Consider the following 14,861-nt stretch of genomic DNA (forward strand, 5'->3'; position numbering starts at 1 on the left):
GGCCGCTACGGTTTCGCGTTGACGGTCCGCGGCGTCTGTTCGGCCCGCAGCGTCTCGGCGAGGTCGTGCGCGGCGCCGCCGATGTCGAGTGCGATGCCGGCCCGCACGCCCGCGCCGTCGCGCCGTTCGAGCGCATCGACGATCGCGCGGTGCGCGTCCATCGAACGCCGCATGTGCGGGATGTCGAGCGCGACCATGTTGAGGAACGGCCCGACGCGCATCCACAGGTTCTCGACGATCGCGAGCGTGTTTTCGCTCGCGCCGTGCGCGTAGATCGCGCTGTGGAAGGCGAAATTGCTCTGCAGGTAAGCGCGCGAGCGGCCGGCCTCGACATGCGCCTGCATCGTTTCGCAGGTCTTGCGCACGGCGGCGACCTGCGGGTCGGTCATCCGCGCGCATGCGCGCTCGGCGATGCAGCCTTCGAGCGCGATCCGCACGTCGCGCAGTTCGTCGAGCATGTCGAGCGTCATCGGCGGCACCACGAGCGCGCGGTTCGGGCCGTCGACCAGCGCACGTTCGGCGCGCAGCCGCGTGAGCGCCGCGCGGACGGGCATCGTCGACGAGCCGACGGCTTCCGCGACACTGCGCAGGCTCAGTGCCTGGCCGGGCGCGAAACGGCCGCTCATCAGCGCTTCGCGCAGTTGCTGGTAGACCTTGTCGGCCATCGTTTCCTGCTCGATGGCTTTCAGTGCAGGCGGGACGATACGAGGCGCCACGACGGGATTCTCCTGGGTTTGATCTGCGATCTGTGATCACACTTGAGTGACTGAAGTGTTGCCGATCGGGGGAACGGCGTCAAGGTGAACGGGATTGGGGAAAACGAGGGGGCAGGCGGCGGGCCGATGCCGCCTGCCCGGCGCTCAGTGCCGCACCGGCTCGTCGTTCAGCGTGCCGAGGAACGCCTCGATATCCTTGATGTCCTGCGCCGTCATCGCGGGCGTGTCGCCCGGCTTGCGATCGAACGGCGCATCGGTCACGTCGACGTTCGCGCGGTACTTCGGCGGGATGTCGTCGTATTCGTCGACCTTGCCGTCCGCGCCGCGCGAATAGAACTTCTGCGGCGAGATGCTGCACTCGTTATAGAACGCCATCACCTGGTCGAGCGTGTGGAACACGCCGTTGTGGAAGAACACGTGGCGCGTCGCCGAGTTGCGCAACGTCGGCGTGAGGAACATCCCGCAATACTGCGTCTGGTCCTTCAGATCGTCGCGGAACGGCCCGCACACGCCGAGATCGTAGAACGCCGCATTGTGGTTCTGCGCCAACTGCTTGTTGCGCGGCGCGCCGAGCGCTTCGTATTGGTAGTCGGTAAACATCGGCGGCAGCCCGTCCTTGCCGGGCTTCGACAGGTGGCAGCCCGCGCAATTCGCCTTGTCCGGATCGTTGAACAGGCGCAGCCCGCGCAGCTCGGCCTGCGACAGGCGCGCACGGCCTTCGAGCCAGCGATCGTACTTGCTGTCGTACGGATGGAACGACGGATCCTCGACCTGGTAGCGCGCGATCGCGAACATTGCCTCCGACACTACGAGCTGCGAGCTGTCGAACACGCGCGCGCCGAACAGTTTCTCGAACTGCGTGCGATGCGCCGACTGCGCGAGCTTGTGCGCGACGTCGTCGATGCTCGTGTTCGCCATCTCGACCGGATTCAGTAGCGGGCCGAACGCCTGTTGCTGCAGCGTATCGGCGCGGCCGTCCCAGAACATCCCGCCCTGCGGCACGAGCTGCGGCGCGGCCGATGTGCCGGCCACCTTCTGCGCCTTGACGACACCGGCCGCCGACGCAGCCTGCTGCGCGACACTCGGCGCGGCGTCGTTTTCACCGGCATCGGGGCCGATGCTGAAATTCGGCTGGCGGTACAGGTACATCAGCGACGGCGGCGGGCGATATCCCTGCTGTGTCATCGCGAGGCCGCCCGGCTGCACGTCGAGTGCGTTCGGCGGCCCGTACGCGTGATCGGGGCTGTGACACGACGCGCACGACTGCTTGCCCGACGCGGACAGCGACGGATCGAGGAACAGCGCGCGCCCGAGCTGCGCGACCGCCGACAGAGGCTGCGCGGCAGGCCGCTGCAGCACGACCGGGTGCGGGTTCGCGCCCGTCCAGTCGGCGACGACGGTGCCGATCGCCGCGGGCACCTGCGCGGGGAACGCGATCGCGAACGCGCCATAGCCAAGCACGGCCGCGCCGAGCACGAACGCGGTGCGGCGCAGGAGGCGGGAAGGGGCGCGCGGCGCGGGAGTGCCGGAGGCGTCGGGGGACGGGAACGCGGGGCGAGCTGTCATGCTGTCGGTCGGAAATCTGGCGCCGCCTGATGCGGCGCGTTAAACGGAAACGGCCGGCGCGTGATGCGCCGGCCTGCCTTCATGCGTTGATGCCGGTCAGATCGACGGTGCGGCGCTCAGCGCGGTGCCGAGCGTCGGGTCGAGATACAGCGGCGTCGTGTTCGGCTTCGACGTGAAGTCGAACAGCCCGCGCAGGTCGCCTGCCGTCGCATCGAACGAACCGCCGCCGATGCGCTGGCCGCCGAGCCAGTTGTCCTCGATGAAGCGCACGACGGATGCCTGGTCGATCATCGTGTGGTCGACGTAGTTCTGCTTCGCATACGGCGAGATCACGATCAGCGGAATGCGCACGCCCGGGCCGCAGCGGCCGTTCACGGTGGCGCCGTTCACGCCGGTGGTGCCGCCCGTGCCGCACTTGCCGCTGCCGTTGACCTGGTCGACCGGGTCGGACGATGCGCGCGTCGGTGCCGTGTACACGTGGTCGTACCAGCCGTCCGAGTCGTCATACGTGACGATCACGGCCGTGTTCTGCCAGTCCGGCTGCTGCTGCAGGAAGTTGACGACCTTCGTCACGAACGCCTGCTCGTCGAGCGGATCCGAGTAGCCTGCGTGCGCGTCCTGGGCGGCCGGCGCCTTCAGGTAGCTGACCGACGGGAAGTTGCCGGCCTTCACGGCTGCGAAGAAGTCGTCCGTGTCGTACTGGTGGTTCGCCGGTTCGGCTGTCTTGCCGTCGGTCTGGAAGCTCGAACCGATCGCCGCGACCGAGCTCGGCCGCGTGTGCTGCGGGTTCGACGTCGACGCGTAGTACTGGAACCAGTTGTGGTGCGGGATGTAGTCGGTCGTCGCGGCGTTCACGGCGGTGGCGACCGTGCTGCGCGCGCAGCCCGTCGTGCCGTTGCCGTTCGTCGTCGACAGGTTGAAGCCGCCCATGAAGCCGCCCCACGAGATCTTCGCGCTGTTCAGCAGGTCGCCGATGTTCTTGCCGCTCATCAACGCCTGGTCGGTCGTGCTGGAGCACACGTCGTTGCCGGGGTCGACGTCGTTGATCATCGTGAAGCCGCCCTGGCCGTCATTGATGTAGTACGAGCTCTTCGCGAGCGTCGACGGCTGCGCGGACGTCTTGACGATCTGCATCCCGTTGGTCTGGCCCGACACGACGTTCAGCGCGCCCGGCGTCGACGGGCCGTACGACGTCGTGTACATGTTGTCGCTCATCGCGAAGCGCTGCGCGTAGTTCCACAGCGCGGTCACGGTGTTGCCGTCGAAGTAGCCCATCACCTGGCCCTTCGTGCCGAACGCGCCGGCGCCGCCGGACGAGCCCTTGCCGGTGTATTTCGGGAACAGGTCGGCGAGGCCGTTGTCCTCGGCCTGCTGTTCGGCCGTGTACGCGTGGTTCTGGTCGGCGGTGGCGGCCTGCGTGCGGTCGAGGCGGAACGGGTTCGCCGCGTCGGTGCCGTTGGCCGTGTTCGTGAAGTTCGGGTTCGCGGTGAGCAGCGTACCCGTCAGGCCGTTGGGCGTCGGCGTGCCGGACTTGGCCGAGAACGCCGGTTCGCCCGACGGGTTCGTCGCGTTCGGGTACGTGCCGAAGTAGTGATCGAACGAGATGTTTTCGCCATAGATCACGACGACGTGCTTGATCGGCGTGGCGGTCTGCAGCGCATCCTGCGACGACACCGCGGGCGTCGACGTGGGATCGTCGCTGCCGCCGCAGGCGAACAGCGCTAGCGCCGCGGCTGCGCAGGCGGTGACGAGCAAGGCTTGACGGAACATCGGGAAACTCCAGTTAAGGTCTTCGATGGTGGAGAGCGGCCCCGTCGCCGTGTGGGTTCGGCGCGGAGCTCGTGAGAGAGCACGCGCATTGGAACAGTCGCGTATGAAGATATGGGGACGGAGTGTTTTCGCGATGGTTGCGTTGCGGTATCGATTTCATTACGGCGCAACCGGAGGCGAAAGAGAACGGAAAGGGGCGGACCATGTGAAACCTGCGCGACACATTTCGCGGCGGGCTGGCCGTCTGCCGCGTGCGCCGCGCGGGGCGGGCGGGGCGGGCAAAAAGGCGCCGTCGGACGGTTCGTTTGCAGCGCCGCTCGGGCCGCCTTTTTTGACAATCGGGTGACAGATTCATACGATGAACGCCCTGCGGCGACGATTCGCGTCGCCGACCGTCATCGAGTATTCATCGTGCCGATTCCCGTTCTGTTTGCCGTTCTGTGTGCCGCGTTCCTGCATGCGTCGTGGAACGCAATGGTCCGCAGCAGCGGCGACCGGTTGCGTTCGGCCACCGTGCTGCAGATCGCGATCGGGCTGTTCGCGCTGCTGTTCCTGCCGGCCGCCGCGCCGATTTCACCATCGAGCTGGCTGTGCGTCGTCGCATCGGCGGTGCTGCACGTCGTCTATACGCTGCTGCTCGTGCGTGCGTACGAGCATGGCGACCTGACCGTTTCGTATCCGGTCGCGCGCGGCACCGCGCCGTTGCTGGTCACGCTCGGTGCGGCGGCGTTCGCGGGCGAACGGCTGAATGCCGGCGCGCAATGCGGGCTCGTGCTGATCTGCGCCGGCATCCTGGCGATCGGGCTGGAGCGCGGGCGCGGCGCGACGCATTCGATGGCAAAGGTGCTGCCGACTGCGTTCGCGACGGGCGTGTCGATCGCGGCCTACAGCGTGGTCGACGGGATCGGCGTGCGGGAAAGCGGCAGCACGGTCGGCTATACCGCGTGGATGTTCGTGCTGACGGGCGGGATGATGGCCGCGTATTACCGGCTGCGCGTGGGGCCGCTGCGGCTGACGCAGGATGTCGGCGAAACGGCGAAGGCGGCCTGCGGCGGCGTGTTCGCGGCGCTCGCGTACGGCATCGTGATCTGGGCGATGGACCGCGCGCCGATGGGGCCGGTGTCGGCGCTGCGTGAGACGAGCGTGGTGTTCGCGGCGCTGATTGCGCGCGTGTATCTCGGCGAGCGGCTGACGCCGCGCCGTGCGGCCGGCTGTGTGGTGATCGCGGCCGGGGCGTTGTTGATCAGTGCGTTCGAGGCGGTGCGGTGAGCGGCTGCGGAGGTCGCCGGTTTCGACAAAGTCGAATGGAATTGCTGGCGACTTAACGAAGGGATGATTGAAGGGAGCGACGCAGCGCGCGGGCGGCGTTGCATCGCTCCAGTGGTCCGATTTAGCTGAAAAGGCCTAAAACGGGTACCGCATACGGCGCCAGATAAAACAAGACGACAAATAGCGTCGTTGCACCGAAAACGAGAGCCCATTTACGCAGCGACCAACGCAGATAAGCGAAGGCATTGAGTGCGGCGAAGACCACCGACGGCCACATGGTCAAAGCGAGTAAGCCCGCGATAAATACCGTGTGAGGCGCACAGTGTTCCATGTCGTTGCAGCCGGTCGAATGCGATGGCGCCGCGGGCCAATGAATACGGCTGAACGTGTAAAGAGATGCCCAGGCGACGAACAAGCCCCATATGAATCCCGAGACAGCGACAACCAGCCGTTTCATTTGATTTCCCAGAAAAGAATCTCTTTCGAATCTGCCAAGTCTGAATACCAATCTGTTGTTCGGCGCATCCTGTTCTCCTTTTGCGTTAAAAAGCCGAAGACGATCGCCGGTAAAAAATAAACCGCCTATTGGACTTGTATGATTTTTCGTGGGATTCGCCGAAAAGCGATGAAAGCTTTTTCAATCGATGATGACGGGTGCGGAACAGGTGACGACGCAAGCGGCTGCGTTTTCCTGGATTTCGTTAGTCGAAATTGAAGCGTCGCTAGTCAGCGTGTGCGAAGCGCTGAACTCGGGCGCGGCAGAGGGGCATGCCAAGAGCGGCACAACGGGTGATCTGGCACGTGGTTGCAGGGTTTGAGCCCGTCGGGGCCACGCCGGTTGGGGAACCGTACGGTCCCGGCCCCATCGGTGTCCGTATGCGAAGTGACCTGTCGGCGCTAATCTGCCGTCATGCTTCAACCGGCATCGCACTCGTACACTTGATCTCGTCGAGGCACACGCTCGAATGCACGCCGCTCACGCCGGGAATCCGCATCAGCGTTTCGAGCAGGAACCGTGACAATCCCTTCAGATCGTGCGCGACGACCTTCAGCACGTAGTCGATATCGCCCGTCACCGAAAAGCACTCCTGGATCTGCGCGAGGTCGGACACCAGTTTCTGGAACTTGGACAGATCGCGGATATGCCCGCGCTCCATCGTCACGTGCACGAACGCGGTGACGCCGAACCCGAGCGTATCGGGGCACAGCCGGGTTTCGTAGCGGCGGATCGCGCCGATCTCTTCCAGCCGGCGGTGGCGCCGCAGCGTCTGCGCGGGCGACAGGCCGACAGCCTTCGCCAGGTCGAGGTTCGACGCACGGCCGTTTTCCTGCAGGATCGAAAGCAAGTGGCGGTCGATGCGGTCGAGAACCGGTTCAGGCATTTTTGTTTCCTCGTTTGTCTCCTCGATGCAATCTTATCTCATAATGTAGGGTTTGCATGAACGGGTTACGCAACCCGATTTCGCCGTCGCGACGCTAAACTGACGCCGGATTTTCGTGTGCGACCGCAGCAACGCGGGCGCGGCGGCAGTCGGCGGCCGGTCTGGCGGGCACGCCGACAGGAATCGGGCGACGCCACGCGAAGATTGCAGTCCCCAACCCGGCGGCTCCACGAACGGCCGCCGGCACAGCAAAACAGCGCCCGGCACACCGAGGCGCGCCGCACCGCTTCCGGCGGAGGCGGACAGAGTGGAGAAGACATGGTTTCTGGAAACGAGAGCGACGGCCTGAAGCGCGGGCTGAAGAACCGGCACATCCAGCTGATTGCGCTCGGCGGCGCGCTCGGCACGGGGCTGTTCCTCGGCATCGCGCAGACCATCAAGATGGCGGGCCCGTCCGTGCTGCTCGGCTATGCGGTGGCCGGCATCGTCGCGTTCTTCATCATGCGCCAGCTCGGCGAGATGGTCGTCGACGAGCCCGTCGCAGGTTCGTTCAGCTACTTCGCCGACAAGTATTTCGGCCACTTCACCGGCTTCCTGTCCGGCTGGAACTACTGGGTGCTGTACATCCTCGTCAGCATGGCCGAACTGTCGGCCGTCGGGATCTACGTGCAGTACTGGTGGCCGGGCGTGCCGACCTGGGTGTCGGCGCTCGTGTTCTTCGTCGTCATCAACCTGATCAACCTGACCAGCGTGAAGTCGTACGGCGAGACGGAATTCTGGTTCTCGATCATCAAGGTCGCCGCGATCGTCGGGATGATCGGCTTCGGCGGCTGGCTGCTCGCGAGCGGCCACGCGGGGCCGGAAGCCAGCGTCCGGAACCTGTGGCAGCACGGCGGCTTCTTCCCGAACGGCGTATCGGGCCTCGTGATGTCGATGGCCGCGATCATGTTCTCGTTCGGCGGGCTCGAACTCGTCGGCATCACGGCGGCCGAGGCCGACGATCCGAAGCGCAGCATCCCGAAAGCGACCAACCAGGTCATCTACCGCATCCTGATTTTCTATATCGGCGCGCTCGCCGTGCTGCTGTCGCTGTATCCGTGGGAGAAGGTCGTCAGCGGCGGCAGCCCGTTCGTGCTGATTTTCCACGCGCTGAGCAGCAACCTGGTCGCGAACGTGCTGAACGTCGTCGTGCTGACGGCCGCGCTGTCGGTCTACAACAGCGGCGTGTACTGCAACAGCCGGATGCTGTTCGGCCTCGCGCAGCAGGGCAACGCGCCGAAGGTGCTGTGCTCGGTGAACAAGCGCGGCATTCCGCTCGCCGCGCTCGGCGCGTCGGCGCTCGCCACCGGCCTGTGCGTGCTGGTCAACTACTTCATGCCGGGCAAGGCGTTCGAGGTGCTGATGGGCCTCGTCGTGTCGGCGCTGATCATCAACTGGGCGATGATCAGCCTGATCCACCTGAAGTTCCGCCAGGCCAAGCGCGCAGCCGGGGAGGAGACTTCCTTCCGCAGTCTGGGCTATCCTTTCACGAATTACCTGTGCCTGGCATTCATGGCCGGCATTCTCGTCGTGATGTACCTGACGCCGGATCTCCGCCTGTCGGTGTACCTGATCCCGGTATGGCTCGCGGTGCTCGCGATCGGGTATCGCTTCCGTCAGAAGAATGCAGGCTATGCGGTGCGCGACGGCGCATCCGCACGCTGACGCAGGCCACCACCGACCATTCTTCCAAACGAGACCGACATAGCCATGTTCGAACACATCGACGCGTACCCGGGCGACCCGATCCTGACGCTCAACGAGAACTTCCAGAAAGATCCGCGCGACCAGAAGGTCAACCTGAGCATCGGGATTTATTTCGACGCCGAAGGCCGGATTCCGGTGATGGGCGCGGTGCGCGAAGCCGAAACCGCGCTGCAGCGCGAAAGCGGCCCGAAGCCGTACCTGCCGATGATCGGCCTGGCCGCGTATCGCGACGCCGTGCAGGCGCTCGTGTTCGGCGCCGATCACCCGGCCCGTGCGGCCGGCCGCATCGCGACGCTGCAGACGCTCGGCGGTTCGGGCGCGCTGAAGGTGGGCGCCGATTTCCTGAAGCGCTATTTCCCCGACTCGCAAGTGTGGCTCAGCGATCCGAGCTGGGAAAACCACCGCTTCATCTTCGAGCGCGCCGGTTTCACGGTGAATACCTACCCGTACTACGACGAAGCGACGGGTGGCCTGAAGTTCGACGCGATGCTCGCGGCGATCGACGCGCTGCCGGCGCGCAGCATCGTGCTGCTGCACGCGTGCTGCCATAACCCGACCGGCGTCGATCTCGACGAAGGCCAGTGGGAAAAGCTGATCGACGTGATCGAGGCGCGCGGGCTGCTGCCGTTCGTCGACATGGCGTACCAGGGCTTCGGCGCGGGCCTCGACGCGGATGCGTTCGCGGTGCGCGAGCTGGCCCGCCGCGGCGTGCCGGCGCTGGTGGCGAACTCGTTCTCGAAGAACTTCTCGCTGTACGGCGAGCGGGTGGGCGGCCTGAGCGTCGTCTGCGAAGACTCGGCTGCGGCCGACCGCGTGCTCGGCCAGCTGGCCGGCGCGGTGCGCTCGAACTACAGCAACCCGCAAACCTACGGCGCGAAGGTCGTCGCGGCCGTGCTCGGTACGCCCGCGCTGCGCAAGCAGTGGGAAGAAGAACTCGCGGCGATGTGCCGCCGCATCGCGCGGATGCGCCAGTCGATCCACGACGGGCTGCGCGATCACGTCAGCGGCGAAGCGCTCACGCGCTACGTGAAGCAGCGCGGGATGTTCACGTACACGGGCCTGACCGAATCGCAGGTCGACGCGCTGCGCGAAGTGCACGGCGTGTACATCCTGCGTTCGGGCCGGATGTGCGTGGCGGGCCTGAACGACTCGAACGTCGGCATCGTCGCGGACGCGATCGGCAAGGTGCTGAAGAGCGGCGTCTGATCGCCGCGCGCCCGGCGCGCAACGCTGCTGGCCGAACCGGCTGCTTCCCGAGAGGGGGCAGCCGGTTTTTTGTTGCGCGTGCGCCGTGTGCGCTGCCCGGCTGACGCGAGCGCATGCGCGGGGGTACGATCACGGAATCGGACGCAACACGCAAGGAGCGACATGGGCATTCGGATCATCCAGCTCGGCACGCCGCGCGCGGCCGGCGAGGGCCTGCGGATCGGGACGGTGCGGCGGCCGCCGCGCGGCGTGCCCAAGGCGGAATTCGCATCGCGCAACTACTATGATGTATGGCTGCCGACGCTGTCGCCGAGCCCCGAGCTCGTCGCACAGGCGCAGGCCGCCGAAACCGATGTCGAATGGCGCGCGTTCAAGCGTCACTTCCGCGCGGAAATGGCGCATGGCGATCCGTCCAAGGTACTGGACCTGCTGGCGGCGATGTCGGCCACCACCGCGTTCTCGATCGGCTGCTACTGCGACGACGAGAACCATTGCCACCGCAGCGTGCTGCGCGAGCTGCTCGCGGAGCGCGGCGCGACGATCGAGCCCGACGCGGGCTGAAGCGCCGCCGTACCCGCATGACGCCGCGCCGCAATCGTGCGGTGCAGCGAACCGGTTGACGTGGGTCAAGTGCGCGGCCGCGCGCGCCACTATGCTCTCGTCATGGAGCCATCACGACGATGACAGGCGGACAGATGCAGATTGTCTTCCCACCGGAACCGGCTGAATATTGCGCGCGCGACCTGGTCGTCGCGTTTTCGGCGCTGGTCGACGGACGTTGCGTACAGTGCGCGGTCACGGCCGAGGCGCTGGAGGATCATTTCGGCGCGCCGTCGCTGCTCGAGCGCGACCTGCTGGCCGCGTTCGACGCGCACCGGACGGCGATCGAGGCGATGGCGCGACGGATGCTCGAGGAAATCGGCGGCCGGCCGGTGCTGCTGCACAGCGGCCACTTCCGGCTCGAAGACTGATACCGCAGGAGGGGCGCATGACACTGCAGGGCAACATTCACGAACGCGACTGGTCGGTCGAGGTCGAGACGCGCCCGTGCGATTCGGGCGAGTTCCGCTGCCGCGTGTCGGTCGAGCACGGCGCCGGCGCCGCGCGTTTTCACCACACGTTCGAGCACAGCCATGCGTATCCGACCGAGCGTGAAGCGATGATCGAAGGGCTGCGCGCCGGGATGACGTGGATCGAGATGAAGGCGTCGCAGGTTTTCAACGTATGAACGAACGGTCCTGCGCCGGCACGGGCGCGGGCAGACTATCGGCCGGGCAGTGATCGAAGAATCCGCGCCACGCCACGGGAAAAACGCATGCCGCCGCATGTCGATGCGAGCGATGCATGCAACGCGGTCGACGAGCGGGCGGCCGTGTCGGGAGAGACAACATGGGTGTAGGCATGCAGATCGCCTGCCTCGGATTCGCGGGGTCCGCCGCGGTCGAAGCCGAAGCCGGCGCGCAGCTGGTGCGGCTCGAACGGTTCCGCGCGCTGATCGACGGCTGCCACCTCGCGATCGAATCGCGCGGCGCGGCCGACGGCAGGCGCACGTTCGACGTGCGGCTCGACCTGGTGATGCGCGACGCGGCGCTCAGGCCGCTGCCGCCGTGCATCGGCGACGACGTGAACGATACGCTGCGCCGCGCGTTCGCTCAGGCCGAACAGGCGCTGATCGCGTGGCAGGCGGGGGCTGGAAGGGGGACGCTGCGCGACGCGGCAGCCGGTGTCGCGGCGCAATGACGCATCGCACGCCCGCGCCGCGCGGGCGTTGCAGTGTGGCGAGTCAGACCCGCGCGAGCGCCTGCGCGTCGATGATGCGCACGCGCTTGCCGCGCGTTTCCACCAGCGATTCGCGATGGAACCGCGAGAACATCCGGCTGACGGTCTCGAGCTTCATCCCGAGATAGCAGCCGATTTCCTCGCGCGTCATCCGCAGATTGAATTCCGTCGCCGAATAACCGCGCGCCTCGAAGCGCGACGACAGGTTCAGCAGGAAATGCGCGACGCGCTGTTCGGCCGACATCGTGCCGAGCAGCAGCATCTGGCTCGACTCGCGGACGATCTCGCTGCTCAGCATCTGGTAGAGGAAATGCTGCATCGGCTTCATCTCGCGGCATGCGGCTTCGAGCGCGCCGAACGGGATGATGCACACGACGCTGTCCTCGAGCGCGATCGCGTCGCAGCAGTGCTGGCCGCCGCCGATGCCGTCCATCCCGAGCGTTTCGCCGGCGATCTGGAAACCCGTCACGTGCTCGCGGCCGTCGCGATGCATCATCACCGTCTTGAACGAACCCGCGCGCACCGCATAGATGCTCTGGAACGGATCGTCGGTGCGGAACAGCGCGTCGCCCTGGCGAACCTGCCGGGTCGTGCAGATGATCGCGTCGAGGCGGCCGAAATCGGCCGCCGTCAGGTGGGGCGGCAGGCACATCGAGCGCATCGCGCACACCGAGCAGCGTGCGGCGGGATGTTTGGCGGCATCGGCGCGCGAGACCGCGCGAAGCGGAATCATCGGCCGGGGGGCGACGGGTACGTCGGCGGCGTAGGCGGTAGACATGAGTCGCTCCGGCTCGTCAGGGGCGGTGCGCGCGAGCGTGCACCAGGGATTCGATGACACGGCACGCAGCGTCGAATTCGACGGTCTTGTCGAAGAAGTAGTCGGCTCCGGCCGACGCGCATGCCTCTCTGAATGCCGGCGCCGAATGGTTCGTCAGCACGATCGTGACGATGCGCGGCGCGGCCTTCGACAGCATCCCGATCAGATCGAGGCCGCTGCCGTCCGCGAGCCGCAGGTCGACGATCACGACGTCCGCCTGGCTGCTGCGAATATGCGTCCACGCGTCCTGGCCGTCTTCCGCCTCGCCCACGACGGCGACGCCGCGGATCGCGCCGACGAGCAGCGCGATCCGTTGCCGGACGGCAATGGCGTGATCGACGAGGAACACCCTGAGCGCGGCGGGTGACAGGCTGGCATTCATGCCGGCAGTATCGTGTTGCGCCGCCAAAAATGAAATCGGCCGAATTGGAAGTTTGTGTAGGCCGCTTCGACGTTTTGTAGGGCGTTTCCTACAACGCGTACGGGAAAGCGCCGGAACGCTCCCGATGTTGCGATGCCGCACCGGCCGCGTGCGCGCGGCCGGCGGGCTTGGCTGCCGCGTCAGCCGGCCTGGCGCGCCGCGAGCGCATCGCGTGCCGTGCGGCACGCGGCCAGATCCCACGCGGCGCAGCCGACGCTCTTGAACAGCAGCGGCCCGCTGCGGTCGAACGCGCCGCTCAACACGTCGGCGAGCGACGCGACGCTTTGCCAGTCGACCTGCGCGACGATCAGGTCGCCGGCCTCGTGGCGTGCGCCGGCCAGGTCGTCGACGACGAGCCGGCTGCCGCGCACCGTGTTCGCGTCGATTTCGGCGGCATCGGCGGTGAACGCGCCGACGCCGACCACCAGCCGGCCTTCGCGCGCGGCTTCGCGGTAGACGGGCGTGCGGCTCGTCGTCAGCGTGACGACGACGTCGATCGCGTCGGGAATCGCATCGCCGTCGAGCGGCACGAGCCGCGGCGCGTGCACCCGATGCGCGGCGCAGAAGGCGGCCGCGCTGTCGGCGTTCGTGCCGCGCACATGCAGGCGTGCATCGGGAAAGATCACCGCGAGCGCTTCCGCGTGATTGGCCGCCTGCTTGCCGGTGCCGATCAGCAGGATGTCGCGCGGCGCGCCGTGCAGCGCCTGGATGCCCAGCGCGGTGACGGCTGCCGTGCGGCGGCCGGTGACCGTCGGGCCGTCGAGCACGAAGCGCAGTTCGCCCGTCGTCGCGTCGTAGGCGCTCACCTGGCCGAGGATGGTCGACAGCCCGCGCGCGCCGTTGCCGGGGCACACGTTCACGAGCTTGTGGGCCGCGAGGTCACGCGCGCTGGACGGCATCGACAGCATCACGCCGCCGGCCTGCAGCGGCACGACCAGCCGCTCGGGGCTGACGATCTCGCCCGCCGCATAGTCGGCGACGGTTTGCCTGAGGGTGGCGAGCAGCGCCGGGTAGTCGAGCAGCGCGGCCGTGTCGGCCGCATCGAAAACGGGAGTGCGGGAAAGAGCGGTCATCGTGTACGTCGTATGCATCGGTAAGCGTGGACGACGGGCGCATGCCGCACCCGCCACGGGGCTGCCGGATACCGCGATACAGCGGCAGTGTGGATCGAATCTATACCACCTGCTGGCGCACCCGCAAGCCAGAAAATAAAGCGGCGCGCCGATTTTGGTTCTAATATCTGTCCAAAAGGAGTGTCATGGCCTCGATGCCGTGCCGCTCCGGTATAGTGCGAACCCATTCCAAATCCACGCCCGCGACCGGGCAGGAGCCAAACGATGATGTCCGCGCGTCCCGAATCACTCGAAGGCGGTTTCCGGCCGCTGCAGATCTACGAGCAGGTTGCCGAGAAGATCCGCGACGAGATCCGCGCGGGGCGCTACGCGGCCGATTCGCGGCTGCCGTCGGAGCGCGAGCTCGCGGGGCTGTTCCAGGTCGGCCGGCCGGCCGTGCGCGAAGCGCTCGGCGCGCTGCAGAACGAAGGGCTCGTGATCACGAAGCGCAATTCGGGCACCTACGTCGTCGCGGCGCCGCTCGACGTGCTCGCGCAGCGCGGCGACATGCACACGGCGTCCGAAGCCGATTTCAGCCCGACGTCGACGCTCGACGTGCGGCTGATCCTCGAACCCGCGATCGCGCGCCTTGCAGCGGCGCATGGCCGCACCGACCCCGGCGCCGAGCGTTATCTCGCGCAGATGGAAACCATCACCGACGTCGACGATCCGCACCAGCGCGCGCTGTGGAACGAGAGCGACCGGCTGTTCCACCGGCAACTCGCGTTGATGACCGGCGATGCGCTGATCGTGAAGATTGCCGATGAAGTCGCGAAGACGATGGACCAGCCGTTGTGGAAGCGTCTGAAGGACGACGGTATCTACGATGCGGGCCGGATCCGGCTCTACGTGTCCGAACACCGGCTGATCTACGAGGCGATCGTGTCCGGCGACGCCGATGCTGCGGCGTTCTACGTCGAGCAGCACATCCGGCGCGTGCGGCGCGATATCGCGCCCAAGTGAGGTCCGTGGACTCGTTTTGGTCTAAAATATGACCAGAATCACGAAATTTATTTTGAAATTGCTTGCGATGTGACCACGCGTGTCCTACATTGGTTTCACACAAAACCAATCAGG

General features: G+C 66.6%; 16 protein-coding genes. 8 read left to right on the plus strand and 8 right to left on the minus strand.

What is annotated here, in order from left to right; translation table 11 throughout:
* Positions 1 to 5: 5 nt before the first annotated feature.
* From BBJ41_RS20420 to BBJ41_RS20430, 3 genes are all read right to left on the minus strand, one after another.
* Positions 6 to 716 (minus strand): GntR family transcriptional regulator, encoded by a 711-nt coding sequence (locus tag BBJ41_RS20420; RefSeq protein WP_069748151.1) that lies wholly within the window; start codon positions 714 to 716, stop codon positions 6 to 8.
* Positions 717 to 860: 144 nt separating this feature from the next.
* On the minus strand, positions 861 to 2,282 hold the full coding sequence (locus BBJ41_RS20425) for a cytochrome-c peroxidase (protein WP_069748152.1): 1,422 nt from the start codon (positions 2,280 to 2,282) through the stop codon (positions 861 to 863).
* A 96-nt stretch (positions 2,283 to 2,378) separates the two neighbouring features.
* Positions 2,379 to 4,052, minus strand: a complete 1,674-nt coding sequence (locus BBJ41_RS20430) for a phospholipase C (protein WP_069748153.1) — start codon at positions 4,050 to 4,052, stop codon at positions 2,379 to 2,381.
* Between the two features lie 411 nt (positions 4,053 to 4,463).
* On the opposite strand from BBJ41_RS20430, the gene BBJ41_RS20435 reads away from it, so the two are divergent.
* On the plus strand, positions 4,464 to 5,321 hold the full coding sequence (locus BBJ41_RS20435) for a DMT family transporter (RefSeq protein ID WP_069750284.1): 858 nt from the start codon (positions 4,464 to 4,466) through the stop codon (positions 5,319 to 5,321).
* Between the two features lie 121 nt (positions 5,322 to 5,442).
* Here the strand turns inward: BBJ41_RS20435 and BBJ41_RS20440 are convergent, their stop codons facing one another.
* A complete protein-coding gene (locus BBJ41_RS20440) occupies positions 5,443 to 5,778 on the minus strand; it encodes a hypothetical protein (RefSeq protein WP_069748154.1) in 336 nt (111 codons plus the stop codon).
* Between the two features lie 451 nt (positions 5,779 to 6,229).
* On the minus strand, positions 6,230 to 6,703 hold the full coding sequence (locus tag BBJ41_RS20445) for an Lrp/AsnC family transcriptional regulator (RefSeq protein WP_069748155.1): 474 nt from the start codon (positions 6,701 to 6,703) through the stop codon (positions 6,230 to 6,232).
* A gap of 318 nt (positions 6,704 to 7,021) precedes the next feature.
* Between BBJ41_RS20445 and BBJ41_RS20450 the strand changes: the two genes are divergently transcribed.
* The 6 genes from BBJ41_RS20450 to BBJ41_RS20475 all read left to right on the plus strand — a co-directional run bounded on the left by BBJ41_RS20450 (position 7,022) and on the right by BBJ41_RS20475 (position 11,395).
* A complete protein-coding gene (locus BBJ41_RS20450; RefSeq protein ID WP_069748156.1) occupies positions 7,022 to 8,407 on the plus strand; it encodes an amino acid permease in 1,386 nt (461 codons plus the stop codon).
* Positions 8,408 to 8,452: 45 nt separating this feature from the next.
* Entirely contained in the window at positions 8,453 to 9,655 is a 1,203-nt protein-coding gene (locus BBJ41_RS20455) for an amino acid aminotransferase (protein ID WP_069748157.1), read from the plus strand.
* A 162-nt stretch (positions 9,656 to 9,817) separates the two neighbouring features.
* Positions 9,818 to 10,216 (plus strand): DUF488 domain-containing protein, encoded by a 399-nt coding sequence (locus BBJ41_RS20460; protein WP_069748158.1) that lies wholly within the window; start codon positions 9,818 to 9,820, stop codon positions 10,214 to 10,216.
* Between the two features lie 119 nt (positions 10,217 to 10,335).
* Positions 10,336 to 10,626, plus strand: a complete 291-nt coding sequence (locus BBJ41_RS20465) for a DUF1488 family protein (protein ID WP_069748159.1) — start codon at positions 10,336 to 10,338, stop codon at positions 10,624 to 10,626.
* 17 nt (positions 10,627 to 10,643) lie between these two features.
* Positions 10,644 to 10,883 (plus strand): UDP-glucose 4-epimerase, encoded by a 240-nt coding sequence (locus BBJ41_RS20470; RefSeq protein ID WP_069748160.1) that lies wholly within the window; start codon positions 10,644 to 10,646, stop codon positions 10,881 to 10,883.
* A 161-nt stretch (positions 10,884 to 11,044) separates the two neighbouring features.
* Positions 11,045 to 11,395 carry a metal ABC transporter ATPase gene (locus BBJ41_RS20475; protein WP_069748161.1) on the plus strand — a complete coding sequence of 117 codons (351 nt, stop codon included), beginning with the start codon at positions 11,045 to 11,047 and terminating at the stop codon, positions 11,393 to 11,395.
* Positions 11,396 to 11,438: 43 nt separating this feature from the next.
* Here the strand turns inward: BBJ41_RS20475 and BBJ41_RS20480 are convergent, their stop codons facing one another.
* The 3 genes from BBJ41_RS20480 to lhpI all read right to left on the minus strand — a co-directional run bounded on the left by BBJ41_RS20480 (position 11,439) and on the right by lhpI (position 13,745).
* Positions 11,439 to 12,212 (minus strand): helix-turn-helix domain-containing protein, encoded by a 774-nt coding sequence (locus BBJ41_RS20480; RefSeq protein WP_069748162.1) that lies wholly within the window; start codon positions 12,210 to 12,212, stop codon positions 11,439 to 11,441.
* Positions 12,213 to 12,228: 16 nt separating this feature from the next.
* A complete protein-coding gene (locus BBJ41_RS20485; RefSeq protein WP_069748163.1) occupies positions 12,229 to 12,633 on the minus strand; it encodes a response regulator transcription factor in 405 nt (134 codons plus the stop codon).
* A gap of 179 nt (positions 12,634 to 12,812) precedes the next feature.
* Positions 12,813 to 13,745, minus strand: a complete 933-nt coding sequence (gene lhpI, locus BBJ41_RS20490; protein ID WP_069750285.1) for a bifunctional Delta(1)-pyrroline-2-carboxylate/Delta(1)-piperideine-2-carboxylate reductase — start codon at positions 13,743 to 13,745, stop codon at positions 12,813 to 12,815.
* 264 nt (positions 13,746 to 14,009) lie between these two features.
* Between lhpI and BBJ41_RS20495 the strand changes: the two genes are divergently transcribed.
* Positions 14,010 to 14,747, plus strand: coding sequence for a FadR/GntR family transcriptional regulator (locus BBJ41_RS20495; protein ID WP_069748164.1), 738 nt, complete (start codon positions 14,010 to 14,012; stop codon positions 14,745 to 14,747).
* Positions 14,748 to 14,861: the final 114 nt, after the last annotated feature.

The organism is Burkholderia stabilis (genome assembly GCF_001742165.1).
Lineage (GTDB): Bacteria > Pseudomonadota > Gammaproteobacteria > Burkholderiales > Burkholderiaceae > Burkholderia > Burkholderia stabilis.

Coding starts and splice junctions, on each gene's coding strand:
- BBJ41_RS20425 (WP_069748152.1), bottom strand. CDS start 2,282: ATGACAGCTCGCCCCGCGTTCCCGTCCCCCGACGCCTCCGGCACTCCC.
- BBJ41_RS20430 (WP_069748153.1), bottom strand. CDS start 4,052: ATGTTCCGTCAAGCCTTGCTCGTCACCGCCTGCGCAGCCGCGGCGCTA.
- BBJ41_RS20440 (WP_069748154.1), bottom strand. CDS start 5,778: ATGAAACGGCTGGTTGTCGCTGTCTCGGGATTCATATGGGGCTTGTTC.
- BBJ41_RS20445 (WP_069748155.1), bottom strand. CDS start 6,703: ATGCCTGAACCGGTTCTCGACCGCATCGACCGCCACTTGCTTTCGATC.
- BBJ41_RS20450 (WP_069748156.1), top strand. CDS start 7,022: ATGGTTTCTGGAAACGAGAGCGACGGCCTGAAGCGCGGGCTGAAGAAC.
- BBJ41_RS20455 (WP_069748157.1), top strand. CDS start 8,453: ATGTTCGAACACATCGACGCGTACCCGGGCGACCCGATCCTGACGCTC.
- BBJ41_RS20460 (WP_069748158.1), top strand. CDS start 9,818: ATGGGCATTCGGATCATCCAGCTCGGCACGCCGCGCGCGGCCGGCGAG.
- BBJ41_RS20465 (WP_069748159.1), top strand. CDS start 10,336: ATGACAGGCGGACAGATGCAGATTGTCTTCCCACCGGAACCGGCTGAA.
- BBJ41_RS20470 (WP_069748160.1), top strand. CDS start 10,644: ATGACACTGCAGGGCAACATTCACGAACGCGACTGGTCGGTCGAGGTC.
- BBJ41_RS20475 (WP_069748161.1), top strand. CDS start 11,045: ATGGGTGTAGGCATGCAGATCGCCTGCCTCGGATTCGCGGGGTCCGCC.
- BBJ41_RS20480 (WP_069748162.1), bottom strand. CDS start 12,212: ATGTCTACCGCCTACGCCGCCGACGTACCCGTCGCCCCCCGGCCGATG.
- BBJ41_RS20485 (WP_069748163.1), bottom strand. CDS start 12,633: ATGAATGCCAGCCTGTCACCCGCCGCGCTCAGGGTGTTCCTCGTCGAT.
- lhpI (WP_069750285.1), bottom strand. CDS start 13,745: ATGACCGCTCTTTCCCGCACTCCCGTTTTCGATGCGGCCGACACGGCC.
- BBJ41_RS20495 (WP_069748164.1), top strand. CDS start 14,010: ATGATGTCCGCGCGTCCCGAATCACTCGAAGGCGGTTTCCGGCCGCTG.